The organism is Acrocarpospora sp. B8E8, from assembly GCF_039871605.1.
In the GTDB taxonomy this organism is placed as follows: domain Bacteria; phylum Actinomycetota; class Actinomycetes; order Streptosporangiales; family Streptosporangiaceae; genus Acrocarpospora; species Acrocarpospora macrocephala.
Window position 1 is genome coordinate 81,779 of sequence record NZ_JBDPLV010000039.1, and the last position, 22,735, is coordinate 104,513.

At 63.6% G+C, this 22,735-nt stretch carries 21 protein-coding genes; 13 read left to right on the forward strand and 8 right to left on the reverse strand.

All coding sequences use genetic code 11. The features are described 5' to 3' along the window. Positions 1-312: 312 nt before the first annotated feature. From ABGB08_RS32045 to ABGB08_RS32070, 6 genes are all read left to right on the forward strand, one after another. Positions 313-645, forward strand: coding sequence for a hypothetical protein (locus ABGB08_RS32045; RefSeq protein WP_347597769.1), 333 nt, complete (start codon positions 313-315; stop codon positions 643-645). Positions 646-733: 88 nt separating this feature from the next. After that, positions 734-877: a hypothetical protein gene (locus ABGB08_RS32050; protein ID WP_347597772.1), complete on the forward strand. Its 144-nt coding sequence runs from the start codon at positions 734-736 to the stop codon at positions 875-877. Positions 878-1,720: 843 nt separating this feature from the next. After that, complete coding sequence (locus ABGB08_RS32055) at positions 1,721-2,839, forward strand: hypothetical protein (protein WP_347597775.1); 1,119 nt, start codon at positions 1,721-1,723, stop codon at positions 2,837-2,839. Positions 2,840-3,266: 427 nt separating this feature from the next. After that, positions 3,267-4,358 carry an integrase core domain-containing protein gene (locus ABGB08_RS32060; protein ID WP_347597778.1) on the forward strand — a complete coding sequence of 364 codons (1,092 nt, stop codon included), beginning with the start codon at positions 3,267-3,269 and terminating at the stop codon, positions 4,356-4,358. 66 nt (positions 4,359-4,424) lie between these two features. Then, the gene (locus ABGB08_RS32065) at positions 4,425-4,574 is read left to right on the forward strand and encodes a hypothetical protein (RefSeq protein WP_347597780.1); all 150 of its coding nucleotides are present in this window, start codon (positions 4,425-4,427) and stop codon (positions 4,572-4,574) included. Further along, on the forward strand, positions 4,574-4,912 hold the full coding sequence (locus ABGB08_RS32070; protein ID WP_347597783.1) for a nucleotidyltransferase domain-containing protein: 339 nt from the start codon (positions 4,574-4,576) through the stop codon (positions 4,910-4,912). The genes ABGB08_RS32065 and ABGB08_RS32070 overlap by 1 nt, the downstream gene beginning before the upstream one ends. A 732-nt stretch (positions 4,913-5,644) precedes the next feature. Here the strand turns inward: ABGB08_RS32070 and ABGB08_RS32075 are convergent. Continuing rightward, complete coding sequence (locus ABGB08_RS32075; RefSeq protein ID WP_347597786.1) at positions 5,645-5,812, reverse strand: hypothetical protein; 168 nt, start codon at positions 5,810-5,812, stop codon at positions 5,645-5,647. On the opposite strand from ABGB08_RS32075, the gene ABGB08_RS32080 reads away from it, so the two are divergent. Beyond that, the gene (locus ABGB08_RS32080) at positions 5,805-6,650 is read left to right on the forward strand and encodes an integrase core domain-containing protein (RefSeq protein WP_347597789.1); all 846 of its coding nucleotides are present in this window, start codon (positions 5,805-5,807) and stop codon (positions 6,648-6,650) included. The genes ABGB08_RS32075 and ABGB08_RS32080 overlap by 8 nt on opposite strands. 638 nt (positions 6,651-7,288) lie before the next feature. On the opposite strand, the gene ABGB08_RS32085 is transcribed toward ABGB08_RS32080, so the two are convergent. Together ABGB08_RS32085 and ABGB08_RS32090 are read right to left on the reverse strand one after the other, a co-directional pair. Further along, positions 7,289-8,029: a hypothetical protein gene (locus tag ABGB08_RS32085; RefSeq protein WP_347597792.1), complete on the reverse strand. Its 741-nt coding sequence runs from the start codon at positions 8,027-8,029 to the stop codon at positions 7,289-7,291. A 193-nt stretch (positions 8,030-8,222) separates the two neighbouring features. After that, a complete protein-coding gene (locus ABGB08_RS32090; RefSeq protein WP_347597795.1) occupies positions 8,223-15,614 on the reverse strand; it encodes a LamG-like jellyroll fold domain-containing protein in 7,392 nt (2,463 codons plus the stop codon). A 430-nt stretch (positions 15,615-16,044) separates the two neighbouring features. On the opposite strand from ABGB08_RS32090, the gene ABGB08_RS32095 reads away from it, so the two are divergent. Continuing rightward, a complete protein-coding gene (locus tag ABGB08_RS32095) occupies positions 16,045-16,176 on the forward strand; it encodes a hypothetical protein (RefSeq protein ID WP_347597798.1) in 132 nt (43 codons plus the stop codon). Positions 16,177-16,568: 392 nt separating this feature from the next. Here the strand turns inward: ABGB08_RS32095 and ABGB08_RS32100 are convergent, their stop codons facing one another. The 4 genes from ABGB08_RS32100 to ABGB08_RS32115 form a co-directional block, all read right to left on the reverse strand. After that, positions 16,569-16,937, reverse strand: a complete 369-nt coding sequence (locus tag ABGB08_RS32100) for a hypothetical protein (RefSeq protein WP_347597801.1) — start codon at positions 16,935-16,937, stop codon at positions 16,569-16,571. 85 nt (positions 16,938-17,022) lie between these two features. Further along, complete coding sequence (locus ABGB08_RS32105; protein ID WP_347597804.1) at positions 17,023-17,205, reverse strand: hypothetical protein; 183 nt, start codon at positions 17,203-17,205, stop codon at positions 17,023-17,025. A gap of 160 nt (positions 17,206-17,365) precedes the next feature. Continuing rightward, positions 17,366-18,028, reverse strand: coding sequence for a hypothetical protein (locus ABGB08_RS32110; protein ID WP_347597807.1), 663 nt, complete (start codon positions 18,026-18,028; stop codon positions 17,366-17,368). 270 nt (positions 18,029-18,298) lie between these two features. Then, positions 18,299-18,484, reverse strand: a complete 186-nt coding sequence (locus ABGB08_RS32115) for a hypothetical protein (RefSeq protein ID WP_347597810.1) — start codon at positions 18,482-18,484, stop codon at positions 18,299-18,301. A 401-nt stretch (positions 18,485-18,885) separates the two neighbouring features. Here ABGB08_RS32115 and ABGB08_RS32120 point away from each other — a divergent pair, with 401 nt between their 5' ends. Genes ABGB08_RS32120 through ABGB08_RS32130 form a run of 3 tightly spaced genes read left to right on the forward strand, consistent with a single transcriptional unit; the run spans position 18,886 to position 19,973 of the window. Next, a complete protein-coding gene (locus ABGB08_RS32120; protein ID WP_347597813.1) occupies positions 18,886-19,020 on the forward strand; it encodes a hypothetical protein in 135 nt (44 codons plus the stop codon). Further along, the gene (locus ABGB08_RS32125; RefSeq protein ID WP_347597816.1) at positions 19,017-19,256 is read left to right on the forward strand and encodes a hypothetical protein; all 240 of its coding nucleotides are present in this window, start codon (positions 19,017-19,019) and stop codon (positions 19,254-19,256) included. The genes ABGB08_RS32120 and ABGB08_RS32125 overlap by 4 nt, the downstream gene beginning before the upstream one ends. 24 nt (positions 19,257-19,280) lie before the next feature. Next, complete coding sequence (locus ABGB08_RS32130; protein WP_347597819.1) at positions 19,281-19,973, forward strand: integrase core domain-containing protein; 693 nt, start codon at positions 19,281-19,283, stop codon at positions 19,971-19,973. 121 nt (positions 19,974-20,094) lie between these two features. Here ABGB08_RS32130 and ABGB08_RS32135 read toward each other — a convergent pair whose 3' ends face one another. Beyond that, the gene (locus ABGB08_RS32135) at positions 20,095-20,907 is read right to left on the reverse strand and encodes a hypothetical protein (RefSeq protein WP_347597822.1); all 813 of its coding nucleotides are present in this window, start codon (positions 20,905-20,907) and stop codon (positions 20,095-20,097) included. A gap of 367 nt (positions 20,908-21,274) precedes the next feature. Between ABGB08_RS32135 and ABGB08_RS32140 the strand changes: the two genes are divergently transcribed. Together ABGB08_RS32140 and ABGB08_RS32145 are read left to right on the forward strand one after the other, a co-directional pair. Beyond that, positions 21,275-21,613: a hypothetical protein gene (locus ABGB08_RS32140; protein WP_347597825.1), complete on the forward strand. Its 339-nt coding sequence runs from the start codon at positions 21,275-21,277 to the stop codon at positions 21,611-21,613. Between the two features lie 361 nt (positions 21,614-21,974). Next, positions 21,975-22,691, forward strand: a complete 717-nt coding sequence (locus ABGB08_RS32145) for a hypothetical protein (protein WP_347597828.1) — start codon at positions 21,975-21,977, stop codon at positions 22,689-22,691. Positions 22,692-22,735: the final 44 nt, after the last annotated feature.

Consider the following 22,735-nt stretch of genomic DNA (forward strand, 5'->3'; position numbering starts at 1 on the left):
CACGGGCACGTTCGGTAACCACTCACGCCCGACGACCATCACCCACCGTGATCACATCACGCTGGAATGCGTCGGGCCTGAATGAATACGCGGAACCGACATCGAGTTTGGCGGGCGCGTTTTGACGCAACCAGCTCGCCGCGTTCGCACCCCTAAGGCACGCGGCACTCGCACCTGCATCAGAATCATGCGCAGTCAAATCGCAGTGAACTGAGATGTCGCCGCCTTGTCGGGTCCGAAAATCCGATTCGGGGCTGTGGCCTGCGATGTTGTCACACGATCAGGATGGATCGTCTGGCAGGATCGCGACTCATGTTCGCGTCGCTGCTCTATCTCTCACTGGTTCGGCTCGGCCAGTTCCTGCTGCTGCGGCTACGCACCGACACCAGTAAGAACGTCGACATCATCGTCCTGCGCCATCAGCTTGCCGTCCTGCGCCGCCAGACCGGTCCGACGCGCCCCTCACCGGCGGTCCGGGCGCTGCTGGCAGTACTGTCCCGGCCGCTGCCCCGGATTCGGTGGCCGGCCTTCATCGTGACCCCGGCCACGCCGTTGCGCTGGCACCGGAACATGGTCCGTCAAACCGGATCAAGCCCACAGACCGCTTATACAGCGGCGGCGACTCGAGTCAGCGATCTCAGCTGAGCCAGTACGGCGGCGCTGGGCAACGAGCCATCAGTAACGTCATGGGAGGGCTCATCGAGGAAAGGCCGTCCCCCTTTGCAGGAGAGGAATGATCGGCCTCAACGACTCCCGCGCCTGGGCGACTTCCCTGATCACCCCAGCGGCAACCGCCGATCGCGGACTCATGACCACGATGAGGGCGGCGCATCTGCTGACTACCGGGCCCACCGTCTCCCACCAGCCGGGGCTGTGACATGTTCCGCCGAAGATCTGGACGGGAATACCAGCGTGTAGGGCTCAAGAATAGGATGTGATGTCTGACCTGCCGGTTCTCGTGGTGTCAGCTGGCCGGACCAGCCGCTCGGCACCCCTCAACCCTTCCGTCCCACCAGACGAAGGGCACTGCGCTGGAAGTGTGATCGAGTTCTTGAGCCCCACAGGTTCTGATGCCGTTTCACTCTCTCGACGCTTCAGCGGTGGTTCACTCGCGTTCGCCTTCCCGGTCCCCGCCTGACGGCTCACCCGCCGCCTTTTCCGCATCGCTCACCACGACAGTCTTCAGCTAACGCAGCATGCGGTGGCTTGACGCCTCCCCCCGCAGGGCGGCGCCGAGGGGCCACGAAACCCTCATCTCATGCGCAGCATGCACATCAAGCAAGTCGTCTCCTACACGACGACTCCTCTCCGCGTCTCGTGACGCAAAATGCCGTTAAGTTTGGGTATTCGGGCAGGCCAGTAGGGGCGTGGCCGGACCTGGGTGGCGGATGATCTGATCGGCGGTGCGTTTGACACGGTAGGAGCCGCGGTCGTCCCAACGCGGCAGCCACACCCGCGTTGCTACTGCCCGGCACCGCGCACGCCAAGACCAGGCGGGCCCGCCACGCCGAAGCAGAGGTCCATTTCGCCCATAACGCGAGCGTCTCCCGCTCATCATCGGACAAAACAATCTCAACCGCCGCAGGACCCGAACGCGCCACCACAAACATCATGTCAACTAATGACTCGAATTAAGGCGCGGGACACTAAGTAGGCACTCATGGGCTGCTAGGCCATCGTACGGAGGCGCTAGACCGCGCTGCTGCTCGATACTTCTTCTGTGATCAAACCGATGTCACAAATCGTTGCGGCGACAGTGTTAGCCGCCGGCCTCTCGGCGTGCGCACCGGATCTCGAGGCGTCACGTACGCGTGGCCCGATCCCGGACACCTGGGACCAGGCCGCCCGCGAGGTCACCATCCCGGGCGTCGACTTCGCTCTGGACAAAAGGGTGATACTCATCGATGCGAACCATGCGTGGGCGTACGTCGACGCGTGCCCGAAGACCTATCCGCTGAAGGAGTCTTGCCAGTCCGCTCTGGGTGTCACGGCGGACGGAGGCAAGACCTGGGAGCGGGTGGCCATGCCCGGGCGAACAGGCGAAATGGAGTACAGCACCGGGCTCGACGATGCCCCTCGATGGTTACCGCTCAACGCCTCCACCGTCTCCCTCGTCACCCGCGATGAGATCTACCTGACCCGCGATCAGGGAGACACCTGGTTCACGTACCCCTTGAGCGACCCTCCACTGGAGACCCAGCTCGCAGCGAATCTGGGTGACAACTTCGGAACCCGGCTGGGCAACTATGCCTATGCGTGTCCGGGCACCGGCATGCTCAAGCGTCCGGAGGAGAACTGCGAGTTCACGCTGATTCAGCTGGGCACCGGCCCGGTTTCGCCGCGAGCACCGTTTCCCGGGCGGCCTGCCGTCGTCCAGCAGGGTGGCGATGAACGGATCTGGCTATCCCGCGTCACCGGCGAAAACGAGATGCGCACATCGGTGAGCTCAGACGGGGGTAAGTCCTGGAAGGATCTGCCACCGACGACCATCGGCGGTCTCCAGTTGTCGCCTGACGGTTCGAGGGCCATCATCAGCCATCACATAACGCAGTGGCGGCTCGACGGTGAGCGATGGGTGAAGTTTCCCGGGATGTATGGTAATCGTCAGATGGGTTCTGCGGTCGTGCGCGACGATGGGCAGATCGTCGGCGTGCTTGAGAACAAGGCGGTCTATTTGTCCGCCGACAACCACATCACCGAGATTGCCGGCATGCCCGCAGTGGACATCGTCACGCAGCTGGCCGATGGCGCAGTTGTCTTCCATACCTGGGTGGATTCCAACATCATGTACGTCGGTACCGGCCAGGGCTGGTACTCCTTGGTTGTCACGCCGCGATAGCCGGGGATGCCGGAATCGGTGCTGATGCCCGCGTCGGTACGTCCGGTCACGTTCACGACGCAAACGGTGTCACGCTTGACCCAGGTATGCGACACACCCTCGTCGTCAACGGGATCAAGGTCCGCAGGCCGGTCTTCCTCCTGGGGAGCCCCGGCGCGGACCTGGCGCGTTGGACTCAGAGAGCCGGACTGCTATCTACCCATCCATCCACCCCTCGACCCCATCACCTGGCAGAAAGTTCAAGACGTGCTGGCTGGCCACCCGGTGTGCACACGCTTTGACGCCAGGCCACAGTTCGGGCATGCGGCGTGGTCGAGGTGGGCGCTCGCCTCGATGCGAACCGACCGCCCGCCGGGTGACACGCGATCGTGTCGGGTCCGAAACCCGGATTCGGGGTTGTGACCTGCGATGTGGTCGCACGATCAGGATGGTTCGTCTGGCAGGATCGCGGCTCGTGTTCGTCTCGCTGCTCTACCTCTCGCTGGTTCGGCTCGGCCAGTTCTTGCTGCTGCGGTTGCGTACCGACACCAGTAAGGACGTCGAGATCATCGTCCTGCGCCATCAGCTTGGCGTGCTGCGCCGCCAGACCGGTCCGATGCGCCCCTCACCGGCGGACCGGGCGCTGCTGGCGGTGCTGTCCCGGCTCCTGCCCCGGATCCGGTGGCCAGCGTTTGTCGTGACCCCGGCCACGCTGTTGCGCTGGCATCGGGACATGGTCCGGCGAAAGTGGACCTATCCGCGGCGCCGCCCGGGCCGTCCACCGATCTCACCCGAGATTCGCGCGCTCGTCCTGCGTCTGGCAGCCGAGAAACCGACGTGGGGGCACAGGCGAATTCACGGGGAGCTGATCGGTCTGGGCTACAAGCTGGCTCCCAGCACCGTGTGGCTGATCTTGAAGCGGGCCGGTGTCGATCCGGCGCCGCGTCGATCCGGGCCGAGTTGGAGGCAGTTCCTGGCCGCGCAGGCCAAGACGATGCTGGCCTGCGACTTCTTCACAGTCGATACGGTATTCCTGAAGCGGATCTATGTGCTGTTCGTGATCGAGGTGGCCACCCGTCGGGTACACCTCGTCGGGGTAACGGCGCACCCGAGCGGGGCGTGGGTGGCCCAGCAAGCCCGCAACCTGCTCCTGGACGCCGACGACTGGATCGGGCAGATGACGTTCCTGCTCCGCGACCGGGACAGCAAGTTCGTCGCCGGCTTCGATGCGGTGTTCGCCTCGATCGGGGTCAAGGTTGTGCGGACTCCTGCTCGGGCGCCGGTCGCCAACTGCTATGCCGAACGCTGGGTGGGCACGGTCCGCCGCGAGTGCACCGACCGCATGCTGATCTTCAACGAACGGCACCTGCGGACGGTCCTGACCGAATATGCCCGGCACTACAACCGGCACCGGCCGCACCGATCCCTACACCAACGCCCACCAGAGCCGCGCCCTGAAGCGATCAGTTTGGAGCAGGCACGCGTCACCCGGCGCACGGTCCTCGGCGGGCTGATCAACGAATACTCGCAGGTCGCCTGACTGAACACGGATTCTCGGACCCCACACGTCACCGGCGCGGCGAATCCCGACAAGGCCTACGGCGGCATGCGCCACTGGGGCGGCGAGATCACCGCCCTTGACGTGACCGGGCAATGGGATCTGAAACTGCGGATCCAGGGGGCGGCGGATTACCGATCCCTCCAACCCGAGGATCTGCGGAACGTCTATCTCGTCGTCCGGTTCAAGCTCTCCTGATGCGGACGGAACGGGTCGTCCAGGCGGCGCTCAGCCGGGTGCTCCGCTGCGTCGACGCGCAGGCGGTCATCCTGTTCGGCTGCGCCGCGCACGACCGGACGCGCCCCGACAGCGACATCGACCTGCTCGTCGTGACCGGCCCCGGCACCCGCCGCCGCGAGCTGACCCGGGAGCTCCACGACCAGTTCAGCACGTTCGCCATACCCGTGGACGTGCACCTGGTCACCACGGAGGACCTGGAGGGGAACCACGCCGAGGCGGCCTTCCTGCGTTCGATCCTGCTCGACGGGAAGGTCGTCCACGCGCACCCGAAATGGAAAGAGCGTCGCGGGCACTAGCCGGCAACGCTCTCTCGAATAAGCTCAGAAGTCTTTTTACGACGCGACCATTTCCATCCCTGGACTGTTCACCCGAAATACCACGCCCTTAAGTACTGCCGAGTGATTCAATCCTACCCGGAATTCCCGCCTTTACAAAGTAGATCTTTTATAGGCGGCGGACCAAGGTGGAGATCATTCGTTCCGCCATCGTGCGCAGATGCGGCGGCAGGCCGGGATGTCGGGCCTCCAGAGCCCTGGCCAGGAGGGAGGCGGCCGCGTCGGCGTCCTCCTGAAGCTGGCGGACGCGGGCCAGGCGCAGCAGGGCAGGGTGTGCGTGCCGGAAATAGTGTCACCGGGCCTGACCTGCGGTATCGGCAGCCGTTTCGTTCGTGATTCGGCTGCGAGATGAAAGACTGCCTGGCACCGTGAGTAGTTGTGGCCCTACGATTGGTCTACCTGGTTCTGCTTCGCGTGTTCGGCTGGCTGGCCCTTGTCGGTGCCGAATATTCGGCCACCCTATGCGACCTGGGCGTATTCATGGATGAGCCCGCCGAGCCGGTCTCGTCGGATGACCTTGATGTCGGCGTCGAAGGGGTCAGATAGCGTATCGGGTCCGAAAACCCGGATTCGGGGTTGTGACCTGCAATGTTGTCGCACGATCAGGATGTTCGTCTGGCAGGATCGCGACTCGTGTTCGTCTCGCTGCTCTACCTCTCGCTGGTTCAGCTCGGCCAGTTCTTGCTGCTGCGGCTACGTACCGGCACCAGTAAGGACGTCGAGATACTCGTCCTTCGCCATCAGCTTGCCGTCCTGCGCCGCCAGACCGGTCCGATGCGCCCCTCGCCGGCGGACCGGGCGCTGCTGGCGGTGCTGTCGCGGCTGCTGCCCCGGATCCGGTGGCCGGGCGTTCGTGGTCACTCCGGCGACGCTGTTGCGCTGGCACCGCGACATGGTCCGGCGAAAGTGGACCTATCCGCAGCGCCGGCCGGGCCGTCCACCGATCTCCAACGAGATTCGCGCGCTCATCCTGCGTCTGGCGGCCGAGAATCCGACGTGGGGGCATCGGCGTGTTCATGGGGAGTTGGTCGGCCTGGGCTACAAACTGGCTCCCAGCACCGTATGGCTCATCTTGAAGAAGGCCGGTGTCGATCCGGCACCGCGCCGATCCGGGCCGACGTGGAAGCAGTTCCTCACCGCGCAGGCCAAGACCATGCTGGCCTGCGACTTCTTCACCGTCGACACCATATTCCTGAAACGCATCTACGTGCTCTTCGTGATCGAGGTCGCCACCCGACGGGTACACCTCGTCGGGGTAACGGCGCACCCGACCGGGACATGGATGGTCCAGCGGGCCCGCAACCTGCTGCTGGACGCCGACGGCTGGATCGGCCAGATGACGTTCCTGCTCCGCGACAGGGACAGCAAATTCGTCGCCGACTTCGATACGGTGTTCGCCTCGATCGGGATAAGAGTCCTGCAGACTCCTCCACGGGCGCCGGTCGCGAATTGTTATGCCGAGCGCTGGGTAGGCACGGTACGCCGCGAGTGCACCGACCGCATGCTCATCTTCAACGAACGACACCTGCGGACAGTCCTCACCGAGTACATCCAGCACTACAACCGGCACCGGCCGCACCGATCCCTGCACCAACGCCCGCCGGACCCGAACCCTGAGGTGATCAGCTTCGAGCGGGCACGCATCACCCGGCACACGATCCTCGACGGACTGATCAACGAATACTCCCAGGTCGCATAGCCAAATCCGGGTATTCGAGCCCCACAAGGTCCAGTGGCGTTTGACCAGGTGGGCGTGCCAGCGTAGCAGCGTTCGCGGGGTGATGATCAGGCGCAGCCGGCGGCGCTGGGCGTTGCGCAGTATCCGGATCAGCCCGGACAGCAGGGCACGGTCAGCCCAGGACAGCCGCGGTGTCTTCACCTGCCGTTGCAGGACAGCGAGCTGGTGGCGGAGGACGAGGATTTCGACGGTCTTGGCCACGTCGGAACGAGGGAGCAGGGCCAACCAGCCGAACACGCGAAGCAGAACCAGATAGACCAGACGTAAGGCCATGACTACTTACAGTGCCAGACAGGCTTCCACCTCACAGCCGATTCACGAACCTACAGTCAGGCGATACTGCAGGCCAGAGGCGGTGACACATTTTCGGCACCGACAGGCGACGTCATCAAACCCGCGCCCGACGATGTCACTACCAGCAACGACAACTCAGAGATCACTAAATGCGGCTGCCCTACTAGTCCTGACCTGAAAGCCTGATTGATCAGGCCGACTGCGATCCCCGACTCCGTTTGGTGTTTATTCGACCATTTCATGCCGGGACAGCGGGCCAATAACATTCTCTTTTCGCCTGCTGCCGCGTCTGGCGCCGGAACCGCTCAGCGCCCGGGCGCCGCGACGTCGACCTCGGCCTTGAGCCGATCGGGAAGCATGTCCAATATCTCAGACTTATAAAAGGCAAGCGTTTCCAGAATGCTGTCGTCCACCCATTCCCTGACATCTTCGAGATTCGAGTCCAACAATTCTAGAACAAGTCCAGAGAACTGTTCGACCCGTACCATGTCCCGCTCTCTGAGCGCACTCAAGAACTGGGTGGCGATAATTCTCATGTACGCGGAGTACGGAACCGGAAACCCGGTTCCTTCCTCCCGGTTGGCAGCCTCTATACGCCTGATGACAAGATCGAATTCCGGAACCCATTTCACCATGACAGACGCGATGAAAGGCCGATAATCGTCGACGTCATCAAGGGAACCACTTGCCAACCACTCACGTGCCAGGTCCATCAAGGTCCTCCCGCGACCGATCTCCGGACGGACGACCCAGTCCCGCACGGTGCCCAGCAAAGTGTGGAGGTTGTCCTCGTCGCTGACCTCGCACCGCTCGACGTGGGATCGGCCATTCTCGGCCTCAACCAACTCCACCTCCGCATGTCCGTCGCTCGTGAACAGGACTTGCCCGAGGAACCCGACACTCTCCAGCGTCCAGGCGAAAGACGTCGCTCCCGATCCCGGCTCCGCCACCTGCAAGTTGGACTCGACCGCTCCCCACGAGCGCTGGACGCTTTCCCGGTCGATCCAGTCCTGAACGGCTTTCAGGAGATTGTCCCCCTTGAGCATGCCGCCCGGCCTCCATTCAAATCGACCGCCCGCCTGTTTCGCAAATCTCCGGCACCCCTCTTCTGGAATGATTCGGAATGCTCACGGCCAGTGTACCCCTGCCGTCGGTGGTACGCGGTACTCTGTGCTGCAGCACGGGAGCCGATTGCTTAGGTGTACCCATCGGCAATCTTATGCGATCAGTTGCCCTTCATTACATGACCAACTGCTCTGGATCTTTGTAGCCCGGCATCGGGCAGATATTGTTGGCCAGGCACTGGTGTGCATCGTAGAAGAGGCTGGCCAAGCCGACGTAGCCGAGCGCGTTTCCCAGCTTCCCGATAGAGCGCAGGAATTGCCCGACATTCGACCCGTTTCCGCGTATATGAATATCTCTTCTGCCGCCGCGGTCAGTTGTGAATTTCTCACCGGTGATGTGCGAAACCGCCCGACGTTGCATTGATGCTCCGACTGCCGATCCGAACGCCTGGAGCCGAGTCGGTTTCGCGTTTAGCCATGCTGTTACCTTCCCGGTCCGATCCACGGTAGTGGTTAAGCTTTTCCAGATCTTGGAAAACTCTGCCTCCGCCACTTTCCGATCTGCTGCGGAGAGCAACGTTCCCCCCGCCGCTCGATCTTTCTGAAGCAAATCGCTCAACCCGGAAGCCAGCTCCGCCGCCTTGACTGCGTGGTACTTGCCGTTGAGCGCCTGACCTGTGCGCATCTCATGTTCGTAGGCAGCGCTCACTGATCCGTCTCCTACCACACCGGCAGCCGTACCGGGCCGGGCATAGATTCCCCCATCACCGCTCTGCAGAATCGACTTGAGGGTCGGATTCGTGACGAAAGGTGGCGTTGCCGGTCTATTGGCCACCCATGACTTCCCGTCCCACTTATGTCGGGCTTTGAAGTCATCACATTGGGCCCTGGTCATCTGCGCGCAGGGATCCGGAATGAGACCCGTCGGGTCGGACAATCCGATCGGGTTGTTGGCCGCGTAAGAGTAGGGGTTGGGCCATTGTGGCTTATCATCTGCGATGATCGGGTCAGGGGAGATGAACCTGCCGATTGACGGGTCGTAGTACCGTGCCGACAGGAGCACCAGCGCGGTTCCCGTATCTTCGGTTTTCTCTAGGAAACCGCGGTCGGTGAAGGGGAAGGCATCGCTTCCGCGTCGACGGCCGAAGGGTTGGAAGCGTTCGCGGTTGACCTGTCCGGTCGCATCACTAATGGCCATCTGAGCGGTACCGTGCAGACCTGAGGCCAGCCATATGATTCCGCCGCTTTGTCCGTCGTGTGTGGAGCGCATGGCGACGGTGGCCCCATCGAAGCCGGTGTAGTAGCGGCTGGCACTGACCGCCCCGCCCTTGACCTGGACTTCCATGCTGCCGAGGTAGAGAGTGGCGGTCCCGTCGGGTCCCCGTCGGATCAGGCGTTCGCCGTCGGCGTCGTAGACCATCGTGGTGTCGCCGCCATCGATAGTCGCCTTCTCCAGCTGGCCGAGTTCGTTCCAGGTAAAGGCGCCTTCTTTGCCTGCGATGGTGCGGGTGGCGAGCTGACCGGCGTCGTCGTAGGTGTAGGTGTCTGTTCCGTCCGGTGTCGGAGGTGGCGTTGGGGTGGGCGATGGACTCGGGGACGGGGACGGGGACGGGCTGGGTGAGGGGGAAGGTGAGGGGCTGGGTGAGGGGGAAGGTGATGAGGCGGGGGTGATGGGGGTGTTCATGTCGGCGCTGATCTGCTGTTGGGTCAGCGCGTAGTTGTAGATGCGGAGTTCGTCGATCAGGCCGTCGTAGAACTCGCCCCACTCGGAGCTGCCGCCGATCCGCAACGGATTGTTGCTTGATTCGACGATCAGGGACACGGCTCTGCTTGCTGCCAGGGTGCCGTTGACATAGAGGGTGGCGGTGGTGCCGTTGTAGGTGAAGGCCAGGTGGCTCCACTGGCCGATCGGCAGCGTGGTGGTGCTCCAGACGCCGTCGGCTTCGTCGGAGTTCTCTTCCAGCATGAAGGCGTTGGGGCCGTTGCCGCCCAGGGCGGTCCAGAGGCTGTAGGCGAAGATGCCGTCGAGTTCTTTCTGGACCAGCGTGCGGGAGCCTGTGTTGGTGTCGGGTTTGACCCAGGCTTCGATGGTCATGCCACTGGTGAGGTCCAGGGAGGCGGAGTCGGGGACGGTGACCCAGCTGGTGGTGCCGTTGAAGTTGAGGGCTTGGCCGTACTTGCCCGCAACCCAGGTGGTGCTGCGGGTGGTGCCGTTGTTGTTCTTGCCGGAGGTGTCGGCGACGGCGGTGCCGGTGCCGGCGTCCATGGCGTAGGCGGCGACCAGTTCGGGCGCGGCTTGTAGAGTCAGCCGTCCAGGCCGTTTAGGCAAGGCGGCGGGAGCGGGAAGAGCGGGGACGGGGGCGGTGGTCTTGGGCTCCAGGAGGGCTTCTGGGACGGCCTTGTGGGCGGTCCCGGAGCGTGTATCACCCTGGGTCGTTTGGCCTGCGTTGGCCTGGGGTTGGTCTCCACCGGAAAGGCCGGAGGGGGTGGTGCGGGTGATGGAGGTAACCGCGTTCGGCCGCTCCGCTGCGGGTCCGGCGGGGTAGCCGTAGGTCGCTGTCTGGCCGTTGTCGGTCAGGGCGGTGATGTTTCCGACCCCGTCGTAGGCAAAGCTCTGGTTGTATGGGGCGATGCCGAGATGGTCCGGGCCTGCTGCGCAGGACTCGCCGGTGGTGGTGAAGGCGGCCGCCAGTCGGTGCACGCTGTCATAGCTGAAGCATTCGGACTGGCCGGGGCTTCCACTGGTAGCAGTGGTCGTGTCCAGAATGCGACTGATCTCGCCGGAGATGTCGTAGCTGAAGCGGTCGTCATGGACGATGGTGGGGCTGGAGGTGTCGGCGGCGGTTTGCAGGACCGAGCGGTTGAGCCAGCCGGTACCGGTGTCCCACTCCAGCATGCGCTTGATCTTGCCGCTCGCGCCGTAGCCACGCTGGGATGGACGGCCGATGGATGTGTAGCTCGTGGAGTCCACGTAGGTGGCAAGCGGCGATGTCAGCCGGTCGGGCTGACCAAGCGGGGTATAACTCTGGGTCACCGTCTCAGCTACGAGACCCCCTACGGCAGGCATCGTGAGATCAGACAGCTGCCCAGCCGCGTTGTAGGTGCTGGCGAAGCTGTAGGAACCGGCCAGCAGCCCTTCGCTGGCGGGGATCGTGAGGGTAGACCCTGTCGGCCGGCCCATCACGTCGTAGCCAGTGACGGCGTCGACGTAGGCATGGCCGCCGATAAAGCGAGTGGCGGAGGTCAACCGGCCCTTTGACAGAGTGTCGTAGACCCATTCGGCCAGCTTGGTGCCAGTCCCCGGCTCACCCGCCCACATCGCGGTCTTGCGACCTAGATCGTCATAAACGTGGGAGATCGTCTCCGCGTTCTCGTCGGTCGAGGTCAGCACACGTCCGGCCGCGTCGAAGGTCTGGCTGGAGTCTCCCGCGTCGGGGTCGGTGGCGGCGATGCGGCGGCCGAGCAGGTCGTAAGTGAACGTGCGCACGTTGCCGTTGGCATCGGTCTGCTTAGTCTGCGTGCCCTTCAGGTCGTACTCGTAGAGAGTGTCGTAGTGGCTGGTGGCGTCCTTCCATTCCTCGACCTTGGTCACGCGGCCATCGGCATCGGCGTAGGAGACGGTCTTCCCGCCGCTGGGCGGAGCTACCTCGGTGCGGTCGCCGAAGTAGGCGGTGCTCGTACGGCGCAGCTCGGTGGCGCCGCTCATTTCAACGGTCGCCGTGGTGCGGCCCAGGCCGTCGGTCAGGTTCTTGGTCCACTGCGGGAAACTGGTCATGGCAGCATTCAGCAAACCCGTGCCCGGCGCAGCTATGTTGTGAGCGGGAGCGCTGGTCGATGTCGTCAGGCCGCGCGGATCGTAGGTGATGACATTGACGACCCGGCCGCCGGCCGGGGATGCGATTTGAGTTTCACGCGGGCGGCCCAAACCGTCGTCATAGGAATACTTCATTACGTATGTGGAGCCGGATTGCAGGGTTGACTCGGTGATCCGCGTCGGACCGGTCACCGTGCCGCTCACATCGACCGGGATGGTGTACGCGACCGTGGTGGCGGGTACACCGCCCGACTTCGGTTGAGCCGGAGTCCACAACGCGATCGTGCGGCCCAACGCGTCATAGTCGATATTGGTGTCCCGATTGTCGGGGTCGCGGATACCGACGACGCCACCCCAAGCCGCACGCCAGGTGGTTGTCACATGCCCGAGAGGGTTGGTCACGCTGGTGCCGTTGACCGGTAGACCAGATACAGGTGTGTAGGTGGTGGTGGTGATTTTGCCCAGCGGGTCGGTGGAGGAGACCGTACGTCCGTAGCCGTCGTAGTCCGTCCTCACAGAAGTGAAGTCGCTAGTGGTCGTGTAGCTGCGAATCTCGGTCGCATGCCCAGCTGTAGGCGCGTTGGTGGCTTCGGTGGTCGCGCCGTCGTAGAGAGTGAGGGTGCGGCCCACAAGCTGGCCTGATGTACAGTCGTCCCCCGCCCGGCGTTCCTCTGCCGCCTTATAGGAGATCATCCACGCGCCGCCTGTGGTGTTACGCGCGTACGTGATCGCGGTGCAGGTGTTGTCGGAGGCGACACCACGCTCGCCGTAGTCGTTGACGTCGCTGGGCAGGCCATCGGCGTTGTAGATGGTGGCGGTCTCGGTGTACCGCCAGCCCGAGCTCACCTTCTCCCGGCTGACCTGCCGGGTCTGATTGACCTGGTGAGGATCGGCAATCCCAGGACCGTTACCGGTGGTCACGTTCGTGTACTCGTATCGGGTACCCGCCTGCTCCTGGAAGATCATGGTGGCGGGAATGGTCGGGCAGGCGCCGCGGTCCTCCCAGTAGGTAGAGGAACTGGACGGCATCTGGCCGGTGTTGTTGTTACGGATGGAAATCCAGTGGTGATTGTTGCGAGAGACCCGGTCGCCGAAGGAATAGGTGACCGAAGACGACCACGGGCTGTACTGGCATTGCTGCGTGGGTGTGGTCCAGCCGGTCACCACATGGGTCTGCTCCTGCAGCGTGCGGCCGGACAGCATGCGCAGGTCGTTGACGGTGTTGTTCTCGAAGTCGGTGATGGTGGTGTTCTTCGGGGTGCCGTTGGCCAGCTTGTCCTCATACAGGCCGCGGAAGAACGTGCTGGTGGTGACGCTGTAGCCGGAGGCGTCGGTGCCGCTGCCCTTGATCGTGCGGACAGTGGGATAGCCGCGGAACTCGCTCCACTCCCCGAACCAGTTCACACACGGCGGCTGCGGCGGACGCACCGGCGGATCGAAACACGAGGGAGTGGGAATCGCGTAGACGCCGGGCAACGCCCAGGCGGGACTGCCCAGATACTCGTAGGCGGTGACCATGTCCGGCGACCCGCCCACCAGGTCACGTTCGACGACCCGGGTGACCATGAACTTGTTCCACACCGAGCCGACGAGGTGGAACACATTGTTGGCGTCCATATAGTTGTCCGCGTACAGCCAATAGCAGTCGCTGCCCTCGTTGTCCCGGTCGACCGCGCGCGTCTCTCCGCTGATGTGGCAGCCGGAGGGCTGGCCGTAGGTGACCTCCATACGGCCGCCCATCTCGTTGGTAACCGCGGCGATGCGCGGGAAGAAGACTTCGGGCCGATCGCTGCCGTTGGAGTCGTTGCGGTTGTTCAGCATGGTCGCATCGAACCCGACCGGGGGCAGGGCGATGTCGGGGCCGTTGCCGGCCAGGCCGACTTGGCGGATGGAGTCCAGCCACAGCAGCATGCCCTGGGTCTCGCCGCCGGAGACCAGGCCGCCCAGCCAGTCCTGGCCCAGTTCCAGACGGGTGACGTCGTCCCAGCCGCTGGTGGCGGGGTTGTGGGTCTGGATGGTGACCGAGGCCAGCCGTTTGGAGATGAAGAAGGCCGGGCCGTTGAGGAAGCATTGGCTGCTGGGGACCTCGCAGCGAAGGTCCAGCGGCACGTCGCTGAGACCGTCCAGGGTGCGGTCGACCATGTTGAACAGGACCCGGGCGGTGGGGGCGGAGCCGGTCACGTTCTGGTTGGAGCCGTAGGAGACCTGGGTCAGGTAGCCGCCGCGGTCGTAGGTCTGCCAGCAGGCGCTGAAGCTCATCCGCTGCGAGCAGTAGCCGTTGGTGTCTCGCTGGTAGGTGTAGTCGATGACGTTGCCCTTGGGGTCGACCTCTTGGTCCAGCAGCCACCGGTAGGGTGCCTTGCACATCGAGGTCGCCCCGCCGGTGGCCAGGGGCACCCACAGGTTGTGGCACGGCTCGCCGGTGTCATCGCCCTGGAAGGGGATCTGCAGGCTGGCATCCCGCTGATATCCGAGGCGGTAGCGGGTGCCGTCCTGGGTGGTGATCTGCCAGTACGGCTGCCCGGAGGACGGGCTGGAATCCACTAGTTCGATCTTCCAGCCGAAGTCCTCCACCGTCTTCCAGTCGCCGCTGGTGGCGTCCTTGACGATGTTTGAGGACCGCCCGCCGACCGACAAGGTCAGGTCCCGGAAGGTGGGATCACCGCTTCGGGAGGCCCAGCACCGGTCGACACCGTCGTCACAGGGGCGGAAACTCTGTTCGATGAAGCCCTGGTTGAGGTCCCAGCCCGTGCCGATCACCGACGCCTGGTTGTTGGTGGCGTCCATCAGGCTGTCCACCGAGGAGGAGGAGTAGTCGAACGATAGTTTCGGGCCGTCACCGGCTGGGGGCGGCGGTACCGGGATGGGGTAGGAGTAGGTGAATCCGCCGCCGGACAGGCCGACCTGCCAGGTCCCCGCCGGCTTCAGATCCGTGACCTCGAACGACCCGGTCGTGCCGCTGGCGGTGGCGCTGGCCGAACTGGCCACCGCGTACACCCACGCCTGAGAATCTGCCGTGGAGGCAGCCGGAGCAGCCTCCACGAGCGCGGTGAGCGTTCCCGCCGCGACATCGTTGACCACTGGAATCAGCTTGGACTGCATGGCCGCCTTCGCCCGGCACGCCGCTGAAGGCACGCTGTCCAGGACGCACGCGGGCAGCCGGACTATCGACAAACGGGACGCGAAACCCCCGCTGTAGGCATCGCGGAAACCCGAATAGTCCACCGACAGCGACACCTGCCCGGCGGCACTCCCGGCGTCGGCACGTACCACCCGTAATGCGATGCCGAGCCCGCCGATCCGGCGTGCGGTCGCATCGTCGAAGGTCTCGACCTTCACCCGCGCCGGAGCGACTCGAGCGACCTGATCGACACGCAGCGCCGCCGCCACGTCAGAGGAAGCCAACGCTTTCCCAGCCCGGCCAGCCACGGGCACCAACGGCTCGGGATAGCCGACCTTCACCGGCAGCGACCCCACCGCCACCGGTATGGCTCCCACCGCCACCTCACTGGACCCCGCCTTCGGCCACACCACCGCTCGCCGTACCGGGGGTTTGTAACGATCCTCCGCACCCGGCGCCACCGCTGGCACGGCAAGGGGACGGCCGACGACCGAGTTCTCCTTCATCGGCTCCGGCAGTTCCGCCGCCGACGCGGCGCTGACCAGGCTATCCGGTACGCCGATCGTGGCGACGAACACGGACACCACGACCGCAAGCGCAGTCGCGACCAGCCTGCCACGCACTCTGACCACGCGACACCCCCATGCATCACAAGCCCCGTCAGAACTACAGCCAGATCATGCAATGGGATAAGGAGAAGATAAAGGGTGACATATGGCGACATGTGTGAGGGCGAAGCCACCATGTGTAGTTGACGGTCGTCTCAGAGACTTAGCCGATCCAGAATGTGACGAGAGTCACACATTGCCTACCGCTATATTACGAAGCCTCTCGACACCCTGACGGCTGTCAATGGCCACTTGGCGCCGCCGTAAATTGATCGGCCCGGACCACCACGATCGAGGCCAGATGCCCGGCCTGCGGGACCGGACGCGGCATCGGCATGGCCGGTACCGCCGCCGGCTGGATGACATGGCGCTGACCGGACGCCGCATGGTGATCGACCTCCGGTTGCCGGGTCCGCCATCTCATCCGGGACCGGGACGGAAAGTTCCCAGCCTGATGGATGAGATTTTCGCCAAGGCGGGCATCGAGACGGTGCTCACCGGTATCCGGATGCCGCGCATGAACGCGATCATGGAGCGGTGGGTGCAATCCTGCCGCCACGAACTCCTGGACCGCTGCCTGATCTGAAACGAACGCCACCTGCGTCATGCCCTGCGCGAGTACGAACGCTTCTATAACCAGCACCGGGCCCACCAGGGCCTCGGGCAAACGGCTCCGTTACACGCCGTTCCAGCTCCGATCACTGACCCGGAGCGAATCGCCAGCCTGAACATATGTCGACGAGACCGGCTCGGCGGTGTCATTCACGAGTACCTGCATGCCGCCTGAGCTGCATGGACGAGAATTTCGGCAGGCGCACAGTCCCGAAGCGGGTGTTTCATTGGTGACCTGTCGGGCTCGAAAATCCGGATTCGGTTTATGACCTGCGGTGTTGTCGCATGATCAGGAGGTGTGTGGTGCGAAAAACTCGACCTGGGGCTGCTACCTGCGATTATGCGGTGATCGAAGATGGCGGTCTGTCATGGTTGCAGACCATGATGTGGTCTCTGCTCTACCTGATCGTCCGGCGCCTCGCCGCCGGACTGGTTCTCCTTGCGCGTGGGAACGACGCCAAAGAGGTCGAGATCATGGTGCTGCGCCGACAGATCGCCCGGCCACTGCTGCAACCCGCCGATCGGATGTGGCTGGCCGCGCTGTCGCGCCTGCTGCCCCGAGACCGCTGGACCGCGTTCTTCGTCACCCCGGCCACACTGCTGGGCTGGCATCGCGACCTGACGCGGCGACGCTGGAGATATCCGCACCGTACACCTGGCCGGCCCGGCACCGCCGCCACGGTACGCGGTGGTGTAGTCGCCGCTGGCGTCCAGGTAGATGATGACCTGTGCCATGGCCGGGGAGTTGGGTGGCAGGGCGGTGCGAGTGTGGGCCAGCAGCCGACCGTACCCGGCCCAGTTCTCGATTGTCCTAGAGCCATCAGGGAGTGCGGTGGCCAGCAATGTGGCCCGCCTCTTCGCGGATAGCGATCTGCTGGTCGGGGGCGAGGTCGGCAAGGGTGACGGCTTGGACCAGACGATGCATGCTGACCGTCTCCCCGGCACCGTCGGAAGTCAGGGTGATCATGCTGTAGGAGGCCAGCTCCGCCAACATTTCCGCCACCTAACACTCATCGGCATCCCCCACCCCATACAGGACCTCAATGGGCAGATGATCAGGCGCATAGTAAGCCAGCAACGCCAGCAGACGCGGCGCCAGCGCATCCCGTTCGGTGATGCGCTCCCGGGTCAGCGCCCACACCTGCGCGATGACTCTCTGCGGGTCATGGCCCGGTGCCGCCGCCCTGTACGCCCGGACGGGGGTGGCCCGCAGCAGGTGCCGGTAGCGGGGCACGCTCATGCCGGGGGTGCAGGCGATGAACGCCCCCGGCTTGGGTCAAGGCCAGCGGCAGGCAGCCCAGCTCCTCGGCTAGGGCACCCAGCTCTCGCGCCGTCTCCGCTTCTGACTCTGTGCCAGCCGTTGCGGCGCCCCGCGCGGCGCCGCTGATCAGGCTGGCCAGCAGCGCGGGGGCCGCCTGCAGGGTCAGCACGTCCAGGTTGATCGACGCGCAACCCAGGGCCTGCCAGCCGATGTCGCGGCGGGTGGTGATCAGGACATGTCCGCCCGACAACCGCCCTAGATACGCCTCCACATCGGCGACCCGCTCCACATTGTCCAGCACTAGCAACCAATCAGGGTGGGCGCTCAGCCAAGCCATTGCCCACGCCGCGGCTTCTTCCACGGTGGCCTGGCCAGCTGCGATCGAGTGCGGGCTGGCGCAGATCGCCCGCGCCAGGTTGGCCAGCGAGGTCTGGATGTTGATGGGAGTGTCGGCCTCCGCCCACCACACCAACCGGTACCGGCCCCGATGGCGAGTGGCGTCTTGCAGGGCGAGTTCGCTTTTGCCGATGCCGCCCAGCCCGTACACCGCCGCCTGCGTGATCACCCCGCCCCCGCGCCAGCCGTTAGCGCTTGCGCCACACGCTCCAGAGCGTGGTCACGACCGACGAACACCGCCGCCGACGGTCGCGGCAACCCGGCCAGCCCTGGCGGCGCGCCAGTGACGGCCGCATCCGGCAACGGAGCCCGGGCGGCACCGATCACCACATCACGTGCCGAACCGATCTGATAGGAATCACCGCTGACCAGGGAATTGGTCAGATGCTGCCCGCCGGGCGGAGCCCCGCTATACGCCGACACCGTCGGCGCGGTGGACTCAGCCCCGCCGGATGTCGACATCGTGAGCGTTGCCGATCTGGATCGCGCCCCCGCCTATGTGGCTGCCGGAGATGACCTGACTGCCCATTCCGGCGATGACCGGCCCCGCTTTCAGCAGGTCCGCCACCTCGGCCGCCAAGCTCGGGTCGGCGGCCAGCGCCTTGCGCACCTCAAGCCGTAACACCGCTCGCCTCTCCCTTCGTTTCGCCTCCCGAAGGTCACCGCGATCGTATTCCCCGCCACCCGCCCACACCACCGCCAAACAACGCGATACATCCGCGCACGAGCGTAAGCCGTCACCACTACCGCCATCATGCCGCTCACCTACACCCTCTGACTGCCCGAGGCCCTGCATCGTCACGCGATCGACGGCAGGACGCTCGACGGCGAGCTGGTGGCGCCTGTCAGCGTGAACCTGACCGATGCCCTGTCCTTCTGCCTTGGCATTTTTTCGGCAGGCGCAGGCTTCGTGGACGACGTGTGCGTGCCGGAAATAGTGTCACTGGGTCTGACCTGCGGTATCGACAGCCGTTTCGTTCGTGATTCGGCTGCGAGATAGGGATCGGCCTGGCACCGTGAGTAGTCGTGGCCCTACATCTGGTCTACCTGGTTCTGCTTCGCGTGTTCGGCTGGCTGGCCCTACTCCCCCGTTCCGACGCGGCCAAGAACGCCAAAATCCTTGCCTGCGCCATCAGGTCGCCGTCCTGCAACGGCAGGTGAAGAAGCCGCGGCTCTCCTGGGCCGATCGCGCCCTGCTCTCGAGGCTGACCCGGCTGCTCCCCACGGCTCAGCGCCGCCGGCAGCGCCTGATCGTCTCGCCCCGGACGCTATTGCGCTGGCACGCTCATCTGGTCAAACGGCACTGGATCTTCCCGCATCGGCGTCCCGGCCGGCCGCGCACCGCCGCCACGATCCGCGCCCTGGCGGTGAAGATGGCCCACGATAATCCGTTGTGAGGGTATCGCCGCATCACCGGAGAATTGGCCGGGCTGGGCTACACGGTCGGGCCGTCAACGGTGTGGGCGATCCTCAAAGCCGCGGGCATCGACCCCGCCCCGCAAAGGTCGGGGCCAAGCTGGGCGCAATTCTTGACGGCCCAGGCCAAGACCATCATGGCGGTCGACTTCTTCCACGTCGACACCGCGTTCCTGCGCCGCCTGTATGTGCTGTTCGTGATCGAGCACGGCACCCAGCGGATCCACCTGGCCGGCATCACCGACCACCCCACCGCCGCCTGGGCCGTGCAACAGGCCCGCAACCTGCTCACGGACCTGCAGGAACATATCAGTGCGCAGGCGTGGAGGTTCCTGATCCGCGATCGCGATGCGAAATACACGGCCGCCTTCGATGCGGTGCTCACCGCGATCGGCATGCGCACGATCCTCACCCCGGTTCAGGCACCGAGAGCGAACGCGATCGCCGAACGGTGGATCTTGAGCGTCCGGCGCGAGTGCCTGGACCGGATGCTGATCGTCGGGCCGCGGCATCTGCATGCCGTCCTGACCGAATATATCGATCATTACGATGGCCATCGGCCGCATCGGTCGCTGAATCAAACACCGCCGAACGGGCCAGCAGCCCGCCTACCGGTGACCGATCTGGGCTGCGCGAGTGCTCCGCCGCGACCGCCTCGGCGGACTGATCCACGAGTATTCCCAGGTCGCATAAGGTGACACAGTTCTCGGCACCGACAAGGCCGACGAGATCGGCTCGGCGGTGTCATTCACGAGTACCTGCATGCCGCCTGAGCTGCATGGATGAGGTTTTCGGCACGCGCAGAGGTGACAGCGCCCTTTAGGGCACCGTCCACCGGTCGATGTCATAGGGGGCCCAGGCGCCCTTATCTGCATCGGTAAAGGCGGACTGTAAGGAGAACCGCTGCATCCGCACCGGGGAAATCGTACGGAAGGGTTTATCGCCGTTTCTGATCAGAGTTTCTCCTGCTTCTCCGTCCGAGGTCCAGTTCATCTTCAATGACCACTCGCAGTCGCAGGTGGATGTCGTAACTAGCAGCGCGAAGGTGTCGGCTTTCTCCGCCGTGACCTGGTACGGGAATTTCATGGCCGCGTACTCCTGGGCGGGCACGATACCGAATTCCATTTCCTGGGCGGTGGGTAACGAGCTGTCGACAGCGACCGGATCTTTATCGAGATTTATTCGGGCGAACTGTGTTTGGAATGGATCGCCGCAGGGGAGCTTAAGGATCACCCCTGTGGGGGCGGGTCTTCTTTTCACCTCCACGACTTCGAAATTGTTGATCACCACGGCGGTGGTTGAATTTCCTTGCACGGTCAGGTGTAGAACGGAGGTCGACGCGGCAGAACCTCGCTTGGCGATCCAGTCGCCGAAGGACGCATCGGAGCTGTATTCCGGTGGCGGAATGCCGATGTCCGTGATCGTTTTGTCTGGAACAATGACGCCGCCGCATGGGGAGCCGGTGTAGTTCCAGACGGTCACTTTTGGTGCGGAGGGTTCCTTACCTACGAAAGGGAGACGCTCGGCGGATTTGGTGATGATGATTGTGCCTACCGTGGTGACCGCCGCGACGGTCAATGCGCCGACGTAGATACCGGCCTTCTCCCGCACGGAGGAGGCCAAGCGTTTCATTGGCGGCTGTCGTTGTCTTTGCTGTTTGATCGCTCTGCGGGACTGAGTGCGACGCCAGAAATCAGCTCTGGCCCGCTCGTTGCCTCTCACGAAGGCTGCCTCACTACTTCAGGGACGGTTTGGTGGCACAAGTGGTGAGGGTAGCCTTCGCGATCGGGCCTTGTCGGCATTTATCCCATTATGGCACTTCACATCGCCGACATCGGGAGGTTAACTGAGTGAGCTATTTCAACCTGAAGGCGCTGGTCACAGCCCTGTTGCGGATCTCATGTCTTGATCACAAATAGTGAAGCTCCTGGTAGATGGGTTGTCGACCAAGAGCAACACCATTCCAGGAGCTTCGCGTGCTGTTCTACCGTGCCTGTAAGTGCCGAGAATCGTGTCACCTTATGCGACCGCCCACGGCACCGACGCCGAGATCCTCACCTGGCTGGACGACCACTCCCGCTACGCCCTGCACCTGACCGCATGGCCCCGCGTCACCGGCCCCATCGTCCGCGACACCTTCCGCCAGGCCGTCACCACCCACGGCGTGCCCGCCTCCGCAGCTCACACCCCCAAGTTCGAGTTCGAGCGGCTCACCACCGCTACATCACAGCAATCCTCCGTTCTGCTGGGCACGAAAGGCTCAGTTGCTGCCCTCCACGTAGAGTGGCGGGATATCAATTTCTGGACTTGCCCCCACAGCATGATCCAAATGAATTAGACTCCGGCATCGCATAAGCTAAATAACATCTGCCGTGCTTGGCTTGCGATCGATCTTGGAACGTGCTACTTACATATCGTGGCAACCAGCCGATCTATTATGAGGGTGCATGCCTGCTGGCCGAGCATCAAGAATACGACAGCATGATCCACGACCCACACGGCTGCGGTGGTTTAAGAAGTCGGCCATCATTGTCGGCGGCGCTGTATTAACGATACTTACGGGAACGGTCGTCGCTGTCACCTCCGAAGTGGCCAAAGAAATCGCCAAGCCAGGGTCATCTCCAACTCCGAGCCCTTTCCCCTCCTCTCCGTCACCGAGCTCGTCACCATCCCCGACTTCGACAGCCAGGTCCACTCCTGTGCCTAGCCCAGCAAGTCTGGTTTCATCTCTGATTCTTAAAGACGTAAAACCAGTAGATAATACTTATGTCTTTGCTGGAAAATATCGCGCAGACAAGGATACTCTCAAGAAGATAAATTCGCTTGCGAAAAGTGATGATCCTGATGCGCTAGCAGAATATATGCGATCACTTGGGGCGGTTGACGTCGACGCTCTTGGCACACAAATAGTCCTGGAGAATGCTGGAAAGACTAAGGTCCGCATCATGGGAATGCGAGTGGTCAAGGAGTGCGGACCACCCCTTTCCGGGACTATCTTTTTCTCGATCCCACAAGGCGATCAGCTCAGTACCACAATCGGGTACAATTTGGACGAAACGGCACCCGTGGCACGCAGCATTGACGAGAACGACCGATGGGGAAAGGCGTACTTTGCTACCCATACAGTCCTTCTAGAGCCTGGCGAGCAGAAGGTATTCGAGATCAAGGCTAAGACCGAAGAGTACTATTGCGAATACCGTTTCGTGATGAAGACCCTAAGGGATAGGATCACCCATGAAGAGCTTGTAGACAATAACGGAAAACCATTTCGCATCAGTGCCTTAAGTTGGCATATCGAGGATTATCCACATACCTTGCGGGACTACAGCCTTACAGGGCTGACAGCATTCTCGGATGCTGAGACGGTGGGTGCCGGTTCTGCGGATCACGGATGGATCGCGTACGGCGTGGCGTAGCCCTGACATGCAACAAGACCCCATAGAACGGCGGTTACCACACC